18 protein-coding genes are annotated in these 20,308 nt (G+C 37.1%); 5 read left to right on the forward strand and 13 right to left on the reverse strand.

Annotated features, from left to right (window positions below):
- Positions 1–275: 275 nt before the first annotated feature.
- Genes V7068_RS20815 through V7068_RS20825 form a run of 3 tightly spaced genes read right to left on the reverse strand, consistent with a single transcriptional unit; the run spans position 276 to position 2,329 of the window.
- Positions 276–752 carry a (2Fe-2S)-binding protein gene (locus tag V7068_RS20815; RefSeq protein ID WP_499714375.1) on the reverse strand — a complete coding sequence of 159 codons (477 nt, stop codon included), beginning with the start codon at positions 750–752 and terminating at the stop codon, positions 276–278.
- Positions 745–1,590 (reverse strand): FAD binding domain-containing protein, encoded by an 846-nt coding sequence (locus V7068_RS20820; RefSeq protein WP_499714376.1) that lies wholly within the window; start codon positions 1,588–1,590, stop codon positions 745–747. Before V7068_RS20820 ends, V7068_RS20815 begins: the two co-directional genes overlap by 8 nt.
- A 1-nt stretch (position 1,591) precedes the next feature.
- Positions 1,592–2,329, reverse strand: a complete 738-nt coding sequence (locus V7068_RS20825; RefSeq protein WP_499714377.1) for a xanthine dehydrogenase family protein molybdopterin-binding subunit — start codon at positions 2,327–2,329, stop codon at positions 1,592–1,594.
- A 245-nt stretch (positions 2,330–2,574) separates the two neighbouring features.
- On the opposite strand from V7068_RS20825, the gene V7068_RS20830 reads away from it, so the two are divergent.
- Positions 2,575–3,729 carry an MFS transporter gene (locus tag V7068_RS20830; RefSeq protein WP_499714378.1) on the forward strand — a complete coding sequence of 385 codons (1,155 nt, stop codon included), beginning with the start codon at positions 2,575–2,577 and terminating at the stop codon, positions 3,727–3,729.
- Between the two features lie 61 nt (positions 3,730–3,790).
- Here the strand turns inward: V7068_RS20830 and V7068_RS20835 are convergent, their stop codons facing one another.
- Positions 3,791–3,925, reverse strand: coding sequence for a hypothetical protein (locus V7068_RS20835; RefSeq protein WP_257467548.1), 135 nt, complete (start codon positions 3,923–3,925; stop codon positions 3,791–3,793).
- Positions 3,926–4,320: 395 nt separating this feature from the next.
- Here V7068_RS20835 and V7068_RS20840 point away from each other — a divergent pair, with 395 nt between their 5' ends.
- Positions 4,321–5,313 carry a LacI family DNA-binding transcriptional regulator gene (locus tag V7068_RS20840; RefSeq protein ID WP_252292613.1) on the forward strand — a complete coding sequence of 331 codons (993 nt, stop codon included), beginning with the start codon at positions 4,321–4,323 and terminating at the stop codon, positions 5,311–5,313.
- Between the two features lie 760 nt (positions 5,314–6,073).
- Positions 6,074–7,837, forward strand: a complete 1,764-nt coding sequence (locus V7068_RS20845) for an ABC transporter ATP-binding protein (RefSeq protein WP_499714379.1) — start codon at positions 6,074–6,076, stop codon at positions 7,835–7,837.
- A gap of 60 nt (positions 7,838–7,897) precedes the next feature.
- Here V7068_RS20845 and V7068_RS20850 read toward each other — a convergent pair whose 3' ends face one another.
- The 5 genes from V7068_RS20850 to V7068_RS20870 all read right to left on the reverse strand — a co-directional run bounded on the left by V7068_RS20850 (position 7,898) and on the right by V7068_RS20870 (position 12,976).
- Positions 7,898–8,674, reverse strand: a complete 777-nt coding sequence (locus V7068_RS20850; protein ID WP_499714380.1) for a hypothetical protein — start codon at positions 8,672–8,674, stop codon at positions 7,898–7,900.
- A 277-nt stretch (positions 8,675–8,951) separates the two neighbouring features.
- A complete protein-coding gene (locus V7068_RS20855) occupies positions 8,952–9,164 on the reverse strand; it encodes a hypothetical protein (protein WP_499714381.1) in 213 nt (70 codons plus the stop codon).
- Between the two features lie 122 nt (positions 9,165–9,286).
- Positions 9,287–10,618, reverse strand: a complete 1,332-nt coding sequence (gene brnQ / locus V7068_RS20860) for a branched-chain amino acid transport system II carrier protein (protein WP_499714382.1) — start codon at positions 10,616–10,618, stop codon at positions 9,287–9,289.
- A 1,042-nt stretch (positions 10,619–11,660) separates the two neighbouring features.
- Entirely contained in the window at positions 11,661–12,524 is an 864-nt protein-coding gene (locus V7068_RS20865) for a DUF6612 family protein (RefSeq protein WP_499714383.1), read from the reverse strand.
- A gap of 182 nt (positions 12,525–12,706) precedes the next feature.
- Entirely contained in the window at positions 12,707–12,976 is a 270-nt protein-coding gene (locus tag V7068_RS20870) for a 2TM domain-containing protein (RefSeq protein WP_499714384.1), read from the reverse strand.
- 381 nt (positions 12,977–13,357) lie between these two features.
- On the opposite strand from V7068_RS20870, the gene V7068_RS20875 reads away from it, so the two are divergent.
- Positions 13,358–15,529, forward strand: coding sequence for a bifunctional diguanylate cyclase/phosphodiesterase (locus V7068_RS20875; protein ID WP_499714385.1), 2,172 nt, complete (start codon positions 13,358–13,360; stop codon positions 15,527–15,529).
- A gap of 215 nt (positions 15,530–15,744) precedes the next feature.
- Complete coding sequence (locus V7068_RS20880; RefSeq protein WP_375351627.1) at positions 15,745–16,326, forward strand: LOG family protein; 582 nt, start codon at positions 15,745–15,747, stop codon at positions 16,324–16,326.
- 88 nt (positions 16,327–16,414) lie between these two features.
- On the opposite strand, the gene V7068_RS20885 is transcribed toward V7068_RS20880, so the two are convergent.
- From V7068_RS20885 to V7068_RS20900, 4 genes are all read right to left on the reverse strand, one after another.
- Complete coding sequence (locus tag V7068_RS20885) at positions 16,415–16,642, reverse strand: hypothetical protein (protein ID WP_499714386.1); 228 nt, start codon at positions 16,640–16,642, stop codon at positions 16,415–16,417.
- Between the two features lie 137 nt (positions 16,643–16,779).
- Positions 16,780–18,057, reverse strand: coding sequence for an MFS transporter (locus V7068_RS20890; protein WP_499714387.1), 1,278 nt, complete (start codon positions 18,055–18,057; stop codon positions 16,780–16,782).
- A gap of 256 nt (positions 18,058–18,313) precedes the next feature.
- Positions 18,314–19,357 carry a beta-carotene 15,15'-monooxygenase gene (locus tag V7068_RS20895; RefSeq protein WP_499714388.1) on the reverse strand — a complete coding sequence of 348 codons (1,044 nt, stop codon included), beginning with the start codon at positions 19,355–19,357 and terminating at the stop codon, positions 18,314–18,316.
- Positions 19,358–19,448: 91 nt separating this feature from the next.
- On the reverse strand, positions 19,449–19,937 hold the full coding sequence (locus V7068_RS20900) for a GNAT family N-acetyltransferase (protein WP_499714389.1): 489 nt from the start codon (positions 19,935–19,937) through the stop codon (positions 19,449–19,451).
- Positions 19,938–20,308: the final 371 nt, after the last annotated feature.

Here is a 20,308-nt window from a genome sequence, read left to right on the forward strand (position 1 = left end):
GTATACTATGCCATTTACTATCCTTTATATTTTTTATGGAAGCATATACTTCTTTGGTTTTATAAAGAAATCCTCCTTCCAGTCTTACGCTTCAGTGAAGTCATTATGAAGTGGGTGTGGCTTCATATTATTTATCGTCCTCTACACTTTCTATGGATGAAGTGTGTTTATCCACCAATTAAATGGCTGTATTCCGAGATTATAAGACCGACCATCCAGTGGTTTCGAAAAATTTTCTCCTAAAATAATGCACACGGCTTAAGCCGTGTGCATCATTAATTACCGCCTTGTTTCAACACAGAAGTCACCGCTTTTTCAATCTCTTGATAACTTGTGCAGCGACAAATGTTAGAGGATAGCCATTGTTTAATCGTTTCTGAATCAGGAGCAGGATGCTGTAACAATAAGGCCTGACAGTTCATAATAAAGCCTGGGGTGCAGTATCCGCACTGAAAGGCGAAATGCTCGATAAAAGCTCTTTGAATCGGTGAATGAATAAGGCCTTCAATTGTTAAAATATCCGTACCAACAGCCTCAATGGCTAAAACTAAACAAGACTTCATCGGTTTTTCATTCATCATCACCGTACAAGCACCACAATCTCCATTTAAACAACCTGGCTTCGCACCAGTTAAGCCTAATTTTTCACGTAAAACATGCAGTAACAGATCAGAAGCATAAATGTCAGCTTCGTACTCTTCTCCATTTACTTTCAATTCAACCGTCCATCGTTTCGGCTTGCGTTTACTCATGCACACCCCCGCTTTCAAAATGCTTCAAAAAATCTACTAATGTATTTTTCAAAACAAATAATCGATATTCTTCTGATCCTTCCATATCGTTTAAAATAGGCTTAGGTAAATGGTTGAAAGATTTTAGCACACGATCTTCATACGTCATCGTTGTATCATTAAGAACTTGCTCCATTTCATCTGAGCGAAATGGGAAAGCGCAAACACCACTAAAAGCAAACCGGAGAAAATTGTCTTTTTTCAAAGAGGCTACTGTTATAAGAGGGTAGCCCGTTTCCCATTGCTGCCTTTTCTTCACACTAAGAAAAGGAGCATTGATATACGCTTTCTCGGTAATGATTTGTACAAGAAACTCCCCTGGTTCCAAGGTTAACTCTTGATAAAATATTGCGCGTATCGGCACCCTTCTAACACCCTTTCTCCCGCCAACTATGACATCACTTTCCCCTAGGAGAAAAGGCAATACTGCTTCCCGATAAAAGATTTGTCCGCAAACATTCCCTCCAAGCGTAATTTTATTTCTTGACGTATAATCCGCCACCTCACTTGTGGTTTGTGCTAACAATGGAAAATGGGGTTCCTCTTCCAATATAGACAGCGGTAAAGCGGCCCCTGCTATTAGCTCATTCTTTTCAAATCCCCATCTCTTACACTCAGGAATTCCTTTTATATCAATGACCGCATCCGTATAAACGAGATTTAAGCGCCCAAGGGTAATGATTTCCGTACCACCTGAAAAATATTTTGGTTTTCTACCTTCAGAAGCTAGACGATGATAAAGCTCTGCTGCCTCCTTGATCGATGTTGGTTTATAGTAGTCAAAATCGTAAGAAAGCAATTCACCTCTCTCCCTTCACACTTTTCCAGATTAATTCAGGAATCAACGACAATTGATTTAAAGGCACTCCTGCCGCCAAAGATAAACTATTAGCAGGGGCTGCCGGCATCCCAATCAATCCATGCTCGCCAATACATCCTAATGCACACCTCGTCTCCATAGCTGCATGATTAGATGGTCTAAATGAGAAACTTTCCTCAACGATAACCTCGCTTTCCTTCCACCCCTTCTCTTTATCACCTTTTCTTATTTTCGAGCGGTTCGCAATATTCGTTCCAGGCACTGGATTAACTTCTCCTATTTTTATATACTGTCCTAGCTGTTCATGCAGAAGCGGCGCGTCTGGATTTAGAGCCTCGGTAGGCGACTGAATAACAGGAAGAGCCTCATATGTAATCTCAATTACGTTTGCCGCAAATTTAGCGTGTTTCAATGTATCTGCCACAACAAGAGCTACTACCTCTCCATGATAGCGGACTCGGTCATGGGCAATCGGATAACGGTCCCGAATTTCTTCACCTGTTAGCGGTAAATTCCCTCCCGTAATAACAGCACGTACTCCCGGAGCTTTTTTTGCCTTTGATACATCTATTTTCTTTATCAATGCATGCCCATATGGACTTATCATTTTTTGTACATGCAATGGATTAGTCTGTTGTAGATCACTTGTGTATTTAGCCTGCCCCGTGACCTTTTCCCATGCGTCTTTTCGAATCACACTTTTCCCGATGATTTTCATACAGACCCCCTTATACACTTAATTCATGTACTCATTAAGTGTATGAACAAAGAAATGAAAAATGTGTAATGCTTCCTATTTTAATTGAATAGCTTTACTGCACAAATGGGGCAAAAACCAACAGAGGCATCTAAAAGAGTCAAATTAGTAGAAAAACCGCCTAATAGGATTCACGAATCCTCCCTTGACAAACCTTTATTGAAAACAAAGAATAGAAGCAAGATAACTAAATGGAGGCGGCATGTATGCGTAGTTTTGTTTATCTCATTGTTTTTTTCTCATTTTTCGACTTATTTACTCAGCTGCCGATTATGAGTCCTTTTGCGGAATCACTTGGTGCAACTCCGTTTTTAACAGGGTTGGCTGTCGGTATGTATTCTTTTTCAAATACGATTGGTAACGTGATATCTGGATTTTTAACAGATAAGAAAGGGCCTTTTCGCATTTTATTAACAGGATTACTATTAACGGGTATTTCCCTCTTCTTATACCGTTTTGCAGGAGGAGCTTGGTCATTACTTGCCATCCGCTTTTTGCACGGTTTACTGGCCGGGTTAATTGTACCTGCGGCTTTCACTTATTTAGCTAATTCCGCTTCAGAAGATAAAAAAGGAAAAGGGGCAGCGATTTCGGGTGCTTTTGTTGGTATGGCCGCTATTATCGGGCCTGCTTTTAGTGGAATTGTCGCCAGCAAAACGAGTGAAATAACGGTGTTAACGATTACAGCGATTTCAATGTTTCTTTTAGGTATACTTGCTCTCTTCCTTCTGCGTAACAATGTAAAAACAAATTCTGAAGCAGAGCAAAAAGAATCGATAACAATCTATGCTTTCTTTCAAAATGCCAATATTGTTAAAGCATTTATCGGAGCATTCCTCCTAATGTTTTCACAAGGAGCCCTCGCCTATATGTTACCGTTAAAAGTGATTGGTCTCGGGTATGATACTCAAACGAGCGGCCTTTTGTTAAGCACATTCGGCATAGTGGCGATTCTTGTTTTCCTTCTGCCTACTAATATCGTTTTCGATCGGATTAAGCCGATGTTTACACTAGCATTTGGTATGACTGTCATGGGGCTTAGTCTTCTCTTGCTGAGTCAAATGGTTAATCTACCATCTTTATATGTATGTATGGCTCTATATGGCATCGGATTTGCTTTTTTATTCCCATCTATCAATTCTTTACTCGTTCATGCAGTTGAACCCGCTCATCGCGGCAAAGCCTATGGATATTTTTATGCCTTTTTCTCTTTAGGCGTCGTAGCTGGCTCTGGACTAACAGGGCTACTGGCATTCACAGCCGTAGGGGGCTTCCTTTTTACAGGCTCGTTGTTAATTATCGCCGCGGCAGGCAGCCTTTTAAAAGAACCACCGATTATGAAAGAAAGACAGGTTCGTTAATAAAAACGAGTGTCAGAAATTAAAAAACGCCCGCAGCTATTTATTAGCTGCGGGCTAAGCATTATTTTGTATAAGATAATACAGCGTTTTTTACGGCATTTTTATCAAAACGTTGAAGGGCTTGGATTGCTTCCCCTTTATTTGTATATTCAAAAACACGAACATCTTTTTGTTCAAATACTGTAATAACCCACATTGTAAAACCCTCCATCACTTTTATTTTTTTGTAGTATAACAGTCGCTGTAAATGCGATGTTTTCGTTCCCCTGTTATATAATAACTTTCTTGACTCTTATTCTACTCCGATTTTTTCAAAAAGAAAGTACTAAGTGACATAGTTCACAAACTGTTCAAATTTAAAACGCTTCCATTAAAAAATCGCAGAAACAATGAATTTAGAGCTTTACAATATGAAACTTCGACCGCTATCACAAAAAAAGAAATCTATGAAGGATGTTTATCAAGTACAAGGTGAAGTTAGTGAGATAACAGTCATATAAAAACACAGGCTTACGCATAAACTTCGCAGCAGCCTCTTCTTGCATCTAATAGAATGTTGTATACTCATATTGAAAAAAGGGAGATGACAAAATGAAAAACATTGCCGATATCGCCAAGCTTGCGGGCGTAGCAAAGAGCACCGTCTCTAGGTATTTAAACGGCGGCTCTGTCAGTGAAGTAACAAAAAGAAAAATCGAAGACATCATCGCAGAGACAGGCTATATGCCTAACGCTTTTGCACAAAGTTTAAAAGCAAAGAAAACTAATATTATCGGCATTATTGTTCCGCAGCTTGATTCATATGAGACCTCCCAAACATTGATTGGAATTGATGAGCAGCTTCGCGAACTAAATTACCTCATGCTCGTTTCTCATACTAACCGTAATTTAAACCGTGAAATTGAAAACATCTATACTCTGGCCAAACAAAAAGTAGCTGGCATTATTTTGCTTGCGACACAAATTACTGATCGACATGTACAAGCAATCTCTGAAATTGATATTCCTGTCCTGTTAGTCGGCCAACATCATGATGAAATACACAGCCTTGTTCACCATGATGAAGAAGCTGGTTACGCAATGGGAAAATACATTATTGAACAAGGTCACCGAAGACTCGCTTTTTTAGGAGTCAGCGAAACAGACATCGCTGTCGGCGTAAAACGGAAAGAAGGCTTTAAACGCGCTACTAGAGACGTCAATAATTGTGAAGTTCGCTATTTTGAAACGAAGGCCAATATGCGTGAAGTAGCAGCGAATGCTTTAGATATTTTCAACGACTTCTTCCCTTCTGCCCTGATTTGCGCAACAGATGAGATTGCAATTGGCGCAGTCAAAGCCGCCTATACGAAAGGAATGCATGTACCAGCTAACTTATCGGTAACCGGCTTTGGTGGATATGAAATAACTGCAATGATGCATCCAGCCTTAACCACTGTCCAATTTTACTTTATTGAAGCTGGAAAAAAAGCTGCCGATCATATTGTCCAACTCGTAAATGGACAAGATATTCCAATGCTGACTTATTCAAACTTTGAAATTATCGCAAGAGAAAGTGTTGATAAACGATTTGCCCCTAGTTAATTAGCACATCCAGCTCTTCCCTCTTTATAAAAACAACACAGCCAACATCAAGCGGAGCTCTGCTTCATTGTCTTAAAAACAAACATCAAGGGGCGTTTTTTGTCCTTTATTGGAACCGGTTCCCTAAAATACCACGTTTTTTCGTATTTATAGGGAACCGGTTCCAAATGTTGTATTATCAACGTTTTAACCTGGTTGCTCAACACTAGAAAGATTCTTTTTCAACCTCTTTTAGCAAAGAAACCTCTAGATCTCCGCAAAATACAGGCCGCCCAGCATAACAAATACCTCTCATTTATAGACATTTCCTTTGGTTGTTTAAATACATTCATAACACCCCTCAACCACCAGAGAATCAGCTGCTTCCATATTTATTCCACTATAATAAATAAACACCCGGCCTGTAGTCACATCTATTTATTTTATACATATCTCTGCATAAAATATGCATAAGTAATTCACTCCCTTAACTACCTTTTTATCATTTTTTGTCGAATAATCGAAGAAATTCTAGCTGAACTGTCCATCTGACGTGGAATGTCGATTGGGTGCAATAGCTGTCCGGACTAACACTCTAGAAGATTTTTTTACACAAATCCCTCTATTTCACTATTCATTAGAGTGGCTTATTCTTGTTATTTTATGTATATTTTAAGATGATAGAAGCAGCCTTTAGTTCTATATAGAGAACTTTTCTTGTTGGATCACATCGTCATTAAAGTGGTTATTATCACTTATTATTTAGATAGGAGTCCTTTCTATGAACAATTTAAAACCATTCCTCTCTCTGATTTTATCCACAAAAATTCCGAAGCTTGCCCTAATTATGGGGTTAACAGCAAGTATAATTACTACTCTCGCCGGTCTGATTGTTCCATTATTAACAAAGAATTTAGTCGATGGCTTTTCGGTATCATCTTTAAGCACACCGCTTATTATCGGGATTGGAGCAGCCTTTATTATCCAAGCTATTATTAGCGGCGTGTCTATTTACTTATTAAGTTTTGTTGGTCAAAAAATGGTTGCTCGGCTGCGTGACCGCATGTGGTTAAAACTCATCCGCTTGCCTGTTAGCTATTTTGATCAACAATCCAGCGGCGAAATCGTCAGTCGTGTTGTCAATGATACGAGCGTCGTGCGAGCATTAATTTCGGACCATTTCCCGCAATTTATTTCAGGAATGATTTCCATTATTGGAGCCGTTATCATCTTATTCGTGATGGATTGGAAAATGACACTGATGATGCTCATTTCCGTTCCGATCACCTTAATAATCATGATTCCACTTGGGAAGAGAATGGCAAAAATATCAAGAAACTTACAAGATGAAACGGCGACATTCACAGGCCATATCCAGCAAACCTTAAGTGAAATTCGTTTAATGAAAGCATCCAACGCTGAACAAAATGAAGCCGCAAAGGGATTAACTGGGATTGAAAAATTGCTCAGCTTCGGATTAAAAGAAGCACGTATTTTCGCTTTAATCATGCCCATTATGTACCTGGTCATCATGGTCGTCATTGTCATGATTATTGGATATGGCGGCATGCGGGTTGCGAACGGGACGATGTCAACAGGATCACTCGTTGCCTTTTTGCTTTATCTATTCCAAATCATTATGCCGATTACATCCTTCGCGATGTTTTTCACACAATTACAAAAAGCAAAAGGCGCTACAGAACGAATTATCGAGATTTTAGAGCTATCATCAGAGGCGGGGCAAGACGGGGCAGATATCGACATTACAGACAAACCGATTACTGTCTCAAATGTCTCATTTGCTTATAGCGAGGACGAGCCTGTGCTTCAGAATGTATCTTTTAAAGCACAACCTGGCGAAATGATTGCTTTTGCGGGGCCAAGCGGCAGTGGAAAAACAACAATGTTTGGATTGCTTGAACGATTTTATGAACCAACCGCAGGTGAAATACGAATTGGCCAAATCCCCATTACCGATTTATCACTTCTTTCCTGGCGCAGCCAAATTGGCTATGTTTCTCAAGAAAGTGCAATGATGGCTGGAACGATCCGCAACAATCTCTGCTATGGTTTAAAAGATCCGGAAGCGATATCCGATGAACGTCTATGGGAAGTTGCTAAAATGGCCTATGCCGATCAATTTATCAGCTCCTTTCCAAACGGGTTAGATACTGAAGTTGGCGAGCGAGGAGTCAAACTATCAGGTGGACAAAGACAACGAATCGCAATCGCACGTGCCTTTCTACGCAATCCTAAAGTTCTGATGATGGATGAAGCAACAGCGAGCCTGGATAGCCAATCTGAACATGTTGTTCAGCAGGCCTTAACTCGTTTAATGGAAGGGCGCACAACCTTTGTCATTGCCCATCGCTTGTCCACCATTATCGATGCCGATCAAATCATCTTCATCGAAAAAGGGAAAGTCACAGGCATCGGTACGCATCACGAATTAACCGAAACACATGAATTATATCGGGCATTCGTTGAACAACAGTTCGGGGAAGCAAGTGAATCTTCCATCAGTAAAGGTTTTACCGCCCATTAATAGGGAAGCACCAAAAAGAGGCACTCCACATGCAAGTGCCTCTTTTTGATATCTACTTTCTTAAGGATTATAGTAGTAAGGTGGTGTTTCACCTTTCATTTCAAATAAGGTGGAAGATTGACGTTCTACTTTATACGACTGCACGCAACTACCACTCAATTTTTCTTTTCTCCACGTCTCCGTAAAACTAACAATATACCTTTCTCTCCCAATTTCTTTTGCTGTGGTTTCTCTTTCAACCTGAAAACCATCGATAATGCCTGACCACGTGCCGATTTTCTTTGGAAAATAATCAATATCCGTTCCTTCTCCAGAGGTAGCAAATTCAACAGCTGCCTCCTTTGTAAACGGCGGTAAAGGGGATGATGTGATTTGTAAAGCTCCCCACAGCAATCCATATAATAGAATAGGGACATAAATAAACGATATAGTCCCCTTATCTTCCTCCAACCTTTTATAAATCCAGCGATCAATTACAGCATACAATAAAGCAGCACCCATCCCTGCCACAGCAAACATTCCGGATTGAAGCCAAATACCATTAGCTAATCCAAACAATGCGTGTAATAAAATATACAACCAATCATTATGCACAAACCATTTATTTTGTATATACTCTACACCGATAGATACCAAGTTTCCGAAAATCAAGATAATCAAACCAACATACATGAAGTAAATTAAAGCCCAACCTAAAAAGTCATGTCCACGATTATAAGGAGATTCAAACCAACTATCTGTAATCCAAATCAAAGACATAACTATAGAAGTAATAGCCGTCGCCACAAATGTACTAAACACTTTTCTCGTAATAAAGTAATCCCATTGATTATACATTTTTCATCCCTATTCTCTTTTATACTGTTATTTACTTCTCCATATATCACACCATTTCCTTCTCCACTTGTTTTACCGCAATAGCAGCACCAAAATAAAACCATACAAAAACACCAAAAAAGAATATAATGATTTAACATCATTCCCCTTTTCCAGCTCTCAATTTATTCGCATATGATGCAATTCCTTCTTATATTCCAATGATTTTCAAATGGTTTCATGTGTAACATTCGCTCTCGTATACAAAATAAAAAACAGAGGGCAAAGCCCCCTGTCTTTATTCAGACTTTTGAACGATTAATGCACTTTGCACTTGGCTAACAGCTGTTTGAGCCTGTGCAATTTCATTTGCTGCTTGCTTAATTGCTTCACCAGCTAAAGTTGGATCAGAGGCAGACTTTTCAATCGCTTGACTTAATAAAGTTTGCGTTAAAGTCACATTCGCTTTTGCTTGATTTAATTGATTTACATCTATTGGTTGTTGAGGCATATCATTCTCTCCTTTACATTTTTAAATACCTCTATATCATGACCCTTCTTTAGGCTTTTATTATCGGAAAAAAATACAAAAAATGCTCATCTACATATAGATGAGCATTTCTCTTGAACAATTTATTTTTGTGGAGCTTTCGGACGCATCAAGCTAATAATATAACCTAATACTGCACCAACAATCGCTGGAACAATCCAACCTAACCCGATCCCGTAAAGAGGTAAGACTTCTCCAAAGAAATTAGTTACCCCTGAAACATCCATTGGAGTTGCACTTAATCCATCAAATAAACTTACAACGAATGTTAATAGCATACTTCCTTGGTATACTTCAGAACGACCTTTGAAAAGAGAATGTGTAAATGTTAAAACAATCAACACAATCGCTAACGGATAGATTGCTGTTAATACAGGCACAGATAATGAAATTAATTGTGTTAATCCAAAGTTTGCAAAACCTGCACTAATGACAGAGAAAATCACAGCAAATTTTTTGTAAGAAACACTTGGCATTAACTTATGGAAATAAGAAGAACATGCCGTAATAAGTCCTACACTTGTTGTTAAACATGCTAGCAATACAATAAAGCCTAGTAACACTCCACCATAAGAACCAAAATAATGGCTCGCAACTTGCGCTAATACTTGTCCACCATTACCTTCTAAATCTCCTATTTCCGCTACACTTGTAGCACCTAGATACGTTAATCCTGTATAAATTAAAGCTAGAATAACCGCTGCAATCAGCGCTGATTTAGTACATAAAGTAAGAAGCTGTTTTTTATTCGTGATTCCTTTATCTCGAATCGCATTAATCACAATAATCCCAAATACGAAAGCCGCAAGAGCATCCATTGTTAAATAGCCTTGTTGGAACCCTGTAAAGAATGCATGAGAAGTATAGTCCTCATGAGGTGGTTGGAACGCTCCCATTGGTTTAAACACAACAAAAGCCATTAAAATTACAATAAATAAAAGCATAGCCGGTGTTAACCATTTCCCAATAATATCAACCATTTTGGAAGGGTTAATTGAAATATAACACGTAAGTGCAAAGAAAATAATTGTGAAGATTAGTAATGGTACAAAGCTAATCTCTTCTCCTAAAAAAGGTCTGATTGCAATTTCAAACGAAACTGTTCCTGTTCTTGGAATCGCAAACAAAGGTCCAATTGAAAGATATAAAACAACAGTAAACAATAAGCCAAACATTGGATGAGTTCGACTTGCTAACGACTGTAAATCGTCTTTCCCAGAAACCCCTAACGCTAGAATACCTAGTAAAGGTAAACCTGCTCCTGTTACTAAAAATCCAGCATTCGCTAACCACATATTTTCACCTGCTGACTGTCCAAGAGCCGCAGGAAAAATTAAATTTCCAGCACCGAAGAATAATGCAAATAGCATTAACCCAACAACTACTACAAATGAAGATGGCACTTTATTTGACACAAAAAAACCCCCATAAAATCTTTTTACCTGAAAATCCATATAAATCTACAACGAGGTTGTATGCAATCGCTTGTACATTTCTCTATTTATTGCCAATGTATGCAATAATCAGAAAATTAAGTCAATGGAATACCTCTTTGTAATTATATAAGAAGTACGGTACAACTTAATGAACTATATCACATATCAAACGGACTTACAATATCACAATAACAAATTATGCAGTCTATGTATAAATTAAATTCTACCAATCGCCTCATAACACGATTTACAATACCTAATCATCCTAAATATTGGAGATAATATTTTCTGAAAATAAAGTTAATTATATAATCAACTAGTAAATGGAGAATAACAACTGACTACACCAACAGATCAAAGTAAGAAACGCTTCCTTAAGCCACAAGAGTGATTCAACACTTCACTTTGAAAGCCGTTGCATAAGGCGCTGGGGTCATGCAAGGTACCATATAGTATCAGAACAATTGCTGCTAGACATTGTTAAACATATTTGTAGCGAATCCTGGGAGGTACTTGAAAAAAGCCACTATCTGCAAGAAATAATTCAGTACACACTACAGTCTGCCAAAAGACGTTGTTCATCCAATTCTATGTATCAAGAGCTCGAGCATATCTGTTCTCTATTAAGCAACTTAGCTAAACAGCAGAAAAAAGTAAAATAACTCCTTATGTTCAGGGCATGTTCTGCCAAAACATTCTCCCTCCTTTTTATCTAATTTCCGGGGAAATGTCCTGTTATGAATACTGAACATGTTTCTATAACTGTCTAATGAATAACTTCTGTTACGCTGAGGTATATTCTATCCTGTTTTATATCCTCTTATTTAATATCAGTAGCAATAGATATTCATTATTCTATATAAAATTAAATTAGATTTCCCACATCATTACATTCCATCTAATGTCTAAAAATCTACTGCCTAGTCAAATCAATATTCTTAGATTGGTTTAACAAGTTAACCATATATAAAAAAACCTCATTCCTTCAAAAGAAAGGACTGAGGTCTTCTACTATCACTATTTATTGTGGAAGTTGAATTTCTTCTGCAGAATTCATTACATCTTCTGGAATCGCAATTTCATCGACACCATTGTAGTTGCTAAATATAGCATTTGTCGTTTGCTTCATCGTTACTTCTTCTTCACCTTCAACCGTTTTAATGGTCATGTTAATAGCCATAGCTGTTAAGTTAAAACTTTTTTTATCAATTGTGTATGTAAAATTCACATCACTAATATCTACATTTTCAAGAGCGACCCCTAAGTCTTGGCCTAAGCTTTTCGACATTTCTTCTTGAACTAAACTATTGAATTTGTCACCTGAAGCATTAAGTGTTAAGAAGTAAGAAGCATCGTCCTGCTCGAACTTAAAGTCCTCTACATAGGATTGCATCTTTTTCAGTTCAGCCGCTGGATCTCCTTGCTCTTTCGTTGCTTTTAATATCTCAGCAGACATTTCTTCAGGAAGTTTCACCCATTTGTTTTCTGTTGGCTCAAACATATAAAATCCTTTATCCGTGAAATATGTTTCTGATTTCACAGACTCTTCCCCTGGGACCTCAATCGTCATTACTTGATAAAGAGCAATTGGATTTTGAATAACATCCATCTCAATTGTTGATTTTACATCCACTGGCTCAGGATTATTACTAGAAGTAATCGTTTGATTATTGTCCATTTTCACAGATACACTTTTTAAATCACGGCTAGCCGCAATTGTTTTTTCAAATACTTCTTCTACTGTAAGAGATTTTTCACTCGCTTGAGATTTTTCATTTTCTTTAGCCTTTCCAGCATCTGAAACAGGTGCTGCTTCTTGACCACAAGCACCTAACACAACAAACAATGCTAGAAAAGGAATAGCTAATAACTTTTTAAGTTTCATTATTATATATTCTCCTTTTTATAGAATATATAAATCATATAATAAAAAAGGGAATATATGTTGATATTTTACACAATAGGAACTTTCATACCAGTTATATAGCATTATATCCAAAATCAATTAGCTAGTTAGTCCCTCTCCTCAATATAAAAGAAGCCAATCTTGGCTTCTAAATAAAGTTTCTACTTATCTTTTTCCATATACTCTTTGATCTTTTTTTCTTCCCAATCCGCCCCGAATTTACCGGATGCAAACGTGGTTAAACCATGGATGATAACTCCCATTCCCCAACCTCCAAGCGGGTAGATGAACCACCAATTCCCTGCATCTGAACTCAAGTTAATAACAAACAACATCATATTTACTAAAATATACACCGTCAAGTGAATGTAAAACGCTTTTATATTTTGTACGCGTCTCTTGGCCCTTGAATATTTTTCATCCTTTTCCATTCGCCACACTCCCCCTTAATCATGTCACTCTTCTTGATGTATACCATTTATATGTACTTCTATCTCTCTAAAAATATAGCAGTTTATTGTTTGATTACATTCTTTTCATTGGGATTTATAACAACTGAACAAACTAATACATTTCAAGTAAATTAATACTATTATACATAATTTTGTTTAAAAAGGGGGGTATTATGGACTATTTAAATGAGGTATTATTACATAATAGTAGCAAAATATTAATAAAATTATCATAACTATCTTAACATTTACCATGTATTATAGTCAGTGCTATACGGCTCTCGAAACATGCTAAGTCTAGGCTACCGTAACTAACAATATGAATATGTTCTCACGCCATGAACTAAAGGGAGATAAATCATGAAGATAAAAAAACAGAGTATTCAATCTTCCGTAAGGGACGGACTCGGTTTAACTATCCCTCTTTTATTACTCATACCAGCTTTACTATTTAGTAATCCATTGTATGGCATATTAGGAGAAAATAATTATGTGACCATCCATTTAATAATTGAGATTTTTATTATCATTGCATCCTTTACAATTGCGATTCAAGCATGGCTCATATTTCCTTATATTTTTTCCAATTATCGGTTGTATATTGGTGCTCTCTTTCTATCAGTAGGTTTGTTAACTCTCATTCATACGCTATCTTATAAAGGCATGCCCTTTTTTATTAAAGATAGCTCTGCTTATTCAGCTACATGGTTTTATATGATTGGGCGCTTAACACAAGCTTTAGGTTTATTGCTCATTTTGACATCAAAACCTAAAAAAATTCACTTTATACAGCGTAGAATTACATATAGTTTAGCTTGTTTATATACTTTTGTTTGGATATTCCTTATCTACAGTCCATATGAACTATTACCGCATCTTGTAATTGAAGGAGTAGGTACAACACCATTAAAAAATAGTCTGCAATATTTAGCCATTATGTTGCAATGTTTAATACTTCTTTATTTGTGGAGAAATTTCAATAAAGATCGACGTCAAAATACGGTCATCATTGTGGCTTCTGTTTATTTAATACTTGGCGATTTAATGTTCACAACCTATCAAAGTGTGTATGATATTAAAAATTTCATGGGTCACTTCTTTCAATTATCAGGGTTTTATTTTTTAATGAGGACGTTTTACTCTACCTCTGTTGAAAAACCATTTCAATCGTTGATAGAAACCCAAAAACAATTAAAAAAATCTGAAGAAAGCCTGCATTACATGGCCTATCACGATGAACTAACCGAATTGCCAAATTCGCGATTTTTAACAGAGAAATTATCAATAGAACTAAGCATGCCAAAAACGAAAAAAGCGATTCTAATGATAGAAATTGATCGACTTAAATCTATTAATGAATCGCTTGGTCATTCTTTTATAGACTTGATGCTACAAGAGGTTGCAACACGTCTACGTACATCTCTTCCCCCAGACTTATTCATCAGTCAAATAGGCAGGGGAGAGTTTACGATTCTCCTCCATTCAGTAAAGGACCATGAGGATGTAGTTCAAGTGTGTAAACAAATTCAAAAAGGAATGAAAGAGCCTTTTCAACTACAGCATTTCCTATTAAATATTACATTAAATATCGGCATTGCCGTTTATCCGAAGCATGGCACGAATCAAGAGGAACTTTTAAAACATGCTCAAGTCGCCATGCATGAAGCACAAAAAGCAACAGAGCGATATGTATTTTACCATTCCAAAATGGGACAACAGCTCATAGAGCGATTAGTGCTTGAACAGGACTTACATTACGCCCTTGATAATGGAGAGATTTATCTTGAATATCAGCCACAAATTAACTTACGTACAGGCTCTATTGATTCTGTAGAGGCGTTAGTTCGGTGGCAGCATCCAGAGAAAGGATTGATTTCACCCGCTGCATTTATTCCAATCGCAGAAGAAACAGGGTTAATCGTCCCAATCGGTGAATGGGTATTGGAAACTGCTTGTAGACAGGCTAAACAATGGCATAATGAAGGCATTTCACATATCGGTGTCGCTGTTAATCTATCAACCGGGCAATTCTTCCAACAAAATTTAGTAGAGATGGTAGAGGATATTTTAGCGAGAACGAATCTGCCCCCACATTACTTAGAATTAGAAATTACCGAAAGTATGACGGTAGATACTAACCACATGACTGAAATTTTGCATGATTTAAAGCAATTGGGTGTAAAAATAGCTGTAGATGACTTTGGAACAGGTTATTCATCTATGTATTATTTAAAAAAATTCCCGATTGATTGTTTAAAAATAGACCGTTCTTTTGTCCGAAATGTACAATCCAATCATCATGATGACGTACTTATTTCCATGATGATTTCGATGGCGAAACATCTTGAATTGAAAGTCGTTGCTGAAGGTGTAGAAGAAACCGGTCAACTTTCCTTTTTAGCAAATCGTGATTGTGATATTATCCAAGGATATTTATTTAGTAAGCCCATCGATCCCGAAGAATTATCGGCAAATTTCGATACCATTCAAAAAAAGGTTCTTTCCATCACTCAATTAAAAGAAGTAGTATAGAGAAATTGCAATCTAAAAAAGCTAACAGCCTGCAGACAGTAGACTGTTAGCTTTTTTACTTTTTACACTCTAAACAAGCATGTATGACCGTTCAGATGCATAATATTTTTTAGATCATTTTAAAAGTTTATTAACATTCCACTCGTTTCACTTAATATAAAAATTCATTATAATCAAAAAGAAGAAAAACAAAAAATGATGTAATGGAGGCTACTATGAAGAGAATTGCTGTTTTCTGTGGATCTAGTATCGGAGCTTCACATACGTATAAAGAAGGCGCTATCCAGCTAGGGAAAGAATTAGCCAGACGAGGCATTACGCTTGTCTATGGAGGTTCTAGTGTTGGAATTATGGGAACAGTAGCAGATGCTGTTTTAGAAGCAGGTGGACAAGCTATCGGCGTAATTCCAAAAATGTTAGAGGAAAAAGAGATTGCACACCTTCATTTAACAGAACTTATTGTCGTTAACTCTATGCATGAAAGAAAAACAAAAATGGTCGAATTAGCAGATGGATTTATCGCTTTACCTGGAGGGCCTGGAACGTTAGAAGAGTTTTTTGAAGTGTTTACTTGGGCTCAGCTAGGACTTCACCAAAAACCTTGTGGCATTTTAAATATAGACCATTACTATGATTTACTGATTTCCTTCTTTAATCATATGAATGAACAACAGTTTTTACAGGATAAACATCGTTCCATAGCTCTAGTTGATTCAAATCCAGCAGATTTAATTGAAAAGTTTTATACCTATACCCCTCCTGCTGTGAAGACCTATATTAAAGAAAATCAAACTTGATAAGTAAACACCACTGAATTCATATTACAAATGAGCTTGGGCATACTGTCCCTAAGCTCATTTGTTTTACTTACTGTTTATCAGCTTTCTACTCTTCTACCTTTTTCCCTCTCATCAATTTCTCAAACTGTTCCATTTCTGGATCTTGTTTAGGCGTATAATTGAACGGATTTTTCTCTTGTGCAAATGTCTCTTTAGTATCAAATATGCCCATTGTTGAGCTAGCAGATGCTGTAGGGTCATTAATAATACTTTCTCTTTTCCCATCAAAATGGGGGGTTGCTTCAACATGTATATTTTCATCGTCACGTGGCATATAATCATCTCCTTTATGATTAAGATGACTATATAAAAGGCAATCTATTCAATTTTTCAACACTTTCATTTCAAAAGGATGAGAAAGCGTAGAAAGAGAAGGTGATTTCAACAAATTAAGCATGTGAATCGAATGATTTATATTGCGTGCCCATTTGCCAAACCCTGCTTAACCTCTGATTTTTGTTTTTTAATGACAACTACAAATAAGCTGCCTACCAAGCAAAAGATGCCCGCAAGAAAGAATGCCCATGTATAAGAGTTAAATATTTTATAAATAAGACCTCCGCCATAGGCTGCGACTGCTGCACCTGCCTGGTGAGCAGCAAATATCCATCCATAAATGATTCCACTCTTTTCTACTCCGAAGATTTGTCTAGAAATACTAATCGTTGGGGGTACGGTTGCAATCCAATCTAATCCATAGAATACAGCAAAGAGAACTAATAGCGGGATAGACCCTTCATAAAGTGCATAAGGAAGCAATAACAAAGAAGCTCCCCTTAAAGCATAGTACCAAAATAGCAGCCAGCGATTATCAAATCGGTCCGATAACCAGCCCGATATAGTCGTTCCAATTAAATCAAAGACTCCCATAAAGGAAAGTAAAGAAGCGGCAGTTATCATTGGGATGCCATAACTCATACAATACGAAACAAAATGCGTACCAATCAAACCGCCTGTTGAAAGTCCGCATATAAAGAAGCTGCCTGCTAATAGCCAAAACGCTTTCACTTTAACCGCTTCAAGTAAAGATTGGAAAGCAATCACAATAGGATTTTTCTTCTGAACTATGCTCGACTCTGAAGGCTCTTCGTCAAGTCCGTACGGAAGGATCCCTATTTCCTTTGGAGTGTTTTTCATAAATAATAAAATAATGACTAACATTATAACGCTAAGAGCCATAATAAGGCCAATCGCCCAACGCCATGAATAATGCTCGATAACATAGGCTAGTACTGGCAGCAAAATTAACTGACCCGTTGCCGTACTTGCGGTTAATATACCGACTGCCAATCCCCTTCTCTTCTCAAACCAACGATTGGCCACATATGGACTTAAAACGGTTAAAAAGAGTCCCGACCCTACTCCTATAAGAATCCCCCAAATAAGAATAAGCTGCCACGATTGCTCCATAAAAAATGTTAGAGCAACTCCTCCGGATAACGTGGCCATGGCCAATACCATCATCTTCTTTAATCCTAGTACTTCAATTAAAGCTGCCATAAATGGACCGGAAAGCCCATACAAAAAAAGACTAATCGCAAATGCTAAAGAAATAATAGAACGGTCCCATCCGAACTCCGCTTCAAAAGGTTCTATAAAGACTCCTGATGATGATCGAATAATTCCGGCTGCGATAATGGAGAAGAATGCAATGATTAAAATAACCCAACTATAATGAATACGCTTCAAACACTCACCTACTGTCTCAAATAATTTATGAACATGAATCATAATCATTTATTGTATGGGTTTTAGAGTAGATAATCTAGCTTAATTTTCAAATAAAAGGAATAAAAAAAGAAGCTATCCTAAAGCGTGATACTTTCAGGACTGCCTCTCCCTCATTCAATCGACTGATGAGTTATTCAACTAAATGTAATGAACATATATTTCATTTCCCTCGTGTTAGGGAACACGATTTTCAAAAAGGTTTAGTGAACGCAGCTTACTTTGATACCCTCTGCCTCAATGCTTCTTTAAATCCTTTCAGATTATCCACTCGAATCGCTACTTGTTCATACTCTTTCTTTACCCCCATCAGCAAAGTGGCTTCAACTGGGCGTTTTAATTTCAACATAATATTGGGATAGACTTCTTCAAAATCACGTGCAATAAAATCAATTGTATTCTTCGAAAGTTTTTGTTCTAATCTATCTCTGTCTTCTATCACTTCCTCAATATCATCCCATCGTATTTCCATACGCTTCATCAGGCCAAGAGAAACATACATACAATCATGTTCCATCTGTAGAGGATTGAAACGTACCGCTTGAATGTCACCTAAAAACAAAATGACAGAATAAATGTTTATCACTAGCAAAATAATTGATAAAATAAGTGACTTCTCATGTAACCACCAATGAATGCCGATTGTTTCAATCATAATCGCGTGAATCATCATCACTTGAAAAGCAATCAGGCTTGATTTCTTATGCAGTGTAAACGTATTGGCTTCATATTGCGGCTTCTTTCTCCACATACCTAAAGCATAATAAACCATCAGCATTTCAGAGCAAATCACTTGTATAAGGGGATGCTTCTTTACTTTCTCGTCTACTGCACAGGAGAAAGAAAACAAAAGTGGCAGTCGGCTTTTCTTAACGGTACGAATGATTTCCGGCAAATATTTAAAAAATGTCACTAATAATAATAGCTCAAGTAAAACAAGTGCACCTTCTATAACAAAACCTGCCCATGTAATGGGTTTAAATGGGGCTAAATACTCCACTGGAATCATAAAACGTGCAGCAATAAGCCCAGCTGCCATCATCACAATAAGAGGCTTCCAGCTCAATTTACGTTTCCAAGCTAAAAATAAAACAGGCGCTACAATAGTTAAATCAATAATGGAGCCTAATACAACAGCATTTGTATTGTCAGGCAGCAGCGACACGCCAAAGGAAGAACGATATAAGACAAAATTAGAAGTTAACACAAGCAATAATAAGATCAGCCACATCATATGGGTTGAATCTTTTTTTAATATCATGCTATCCACCTCATTCATTTTGAATGATTATATTTTTTAAATTTCGAAATATTCGTTGTAACTATTGAAGATTCTTCATTGTATAAAATGCTCACCGCAGCTCTTTACTCATATTATACCAAATTTCCCCACCATGTTCCGAGTTCGACACCCCATAATTGAGATATCCATGCTTTTCATAGAAACCAATTAAATCTTCTTTACAAGTAAGTGTAATCGTTTCACGTTGACTAGCTTTCGCTTCCCTTTCAAGGTGTGTGAGCAGCGCTGTTGCGGCGCCTTGTTTTTGATAACTTGGAGACACAGCTAATCCTAAAATACTTTGATGACCTCCAGACGCTGAATTTTCTTTTATGTTGCTAAATAAATCATCCGTAATGAATGCCTTTTCAATAACTGGGCCATTGACTAAGCCCACTATGGTACCGTCTTGTTCTGCTACATAAAAACTATCAGGAATTAACTGAATGCGCATTTCAAATGCTTCTTTCGTCGCAGCCTCTTCTTTTGTAAAGCAAAGATTTTCAATGCGTACAAGCTCAGGTAAATCTTCCATTTTTACATTTCGTATATTCAACATACCTATCATTCCTCCAATGTTTGAACGATTGTTCTATTCATAACCTGACCCTTCCATTTTACGACATGATTTTAAAAAGAGTCTATTTGATTTAAAACTTCTCATAAGCACCTTTTTAGAGCAACTAAAAAGAATCCGTTTCGAACAGATTGTTCAAAACGGATTCTTTTTTTATTTTTGAGTTAAACTATCTATTGCATCATCTTCTATAAGAGCGATTTCTTAACATTAAAAATTTCTAGTCAGGCACTATCCTTCAACTAATATGGTAATCACTTGATTGTATCACTAAACAACTATTTCTTTCCTATAAAATTAGGCAAAAAAAATAGCCCCTACTCAGAGCTATTTTTTTGCCTGGCAACGTCCTA

The organism is Bacillus sp. JJ634 (assembly GCF_036962285.1).
Taxonomy (GTDB): Bacteria; Bacillota; Bacilli; order Bacillales; family DSM-1321; genus Peribacillus; species Peribacillus asahii_A.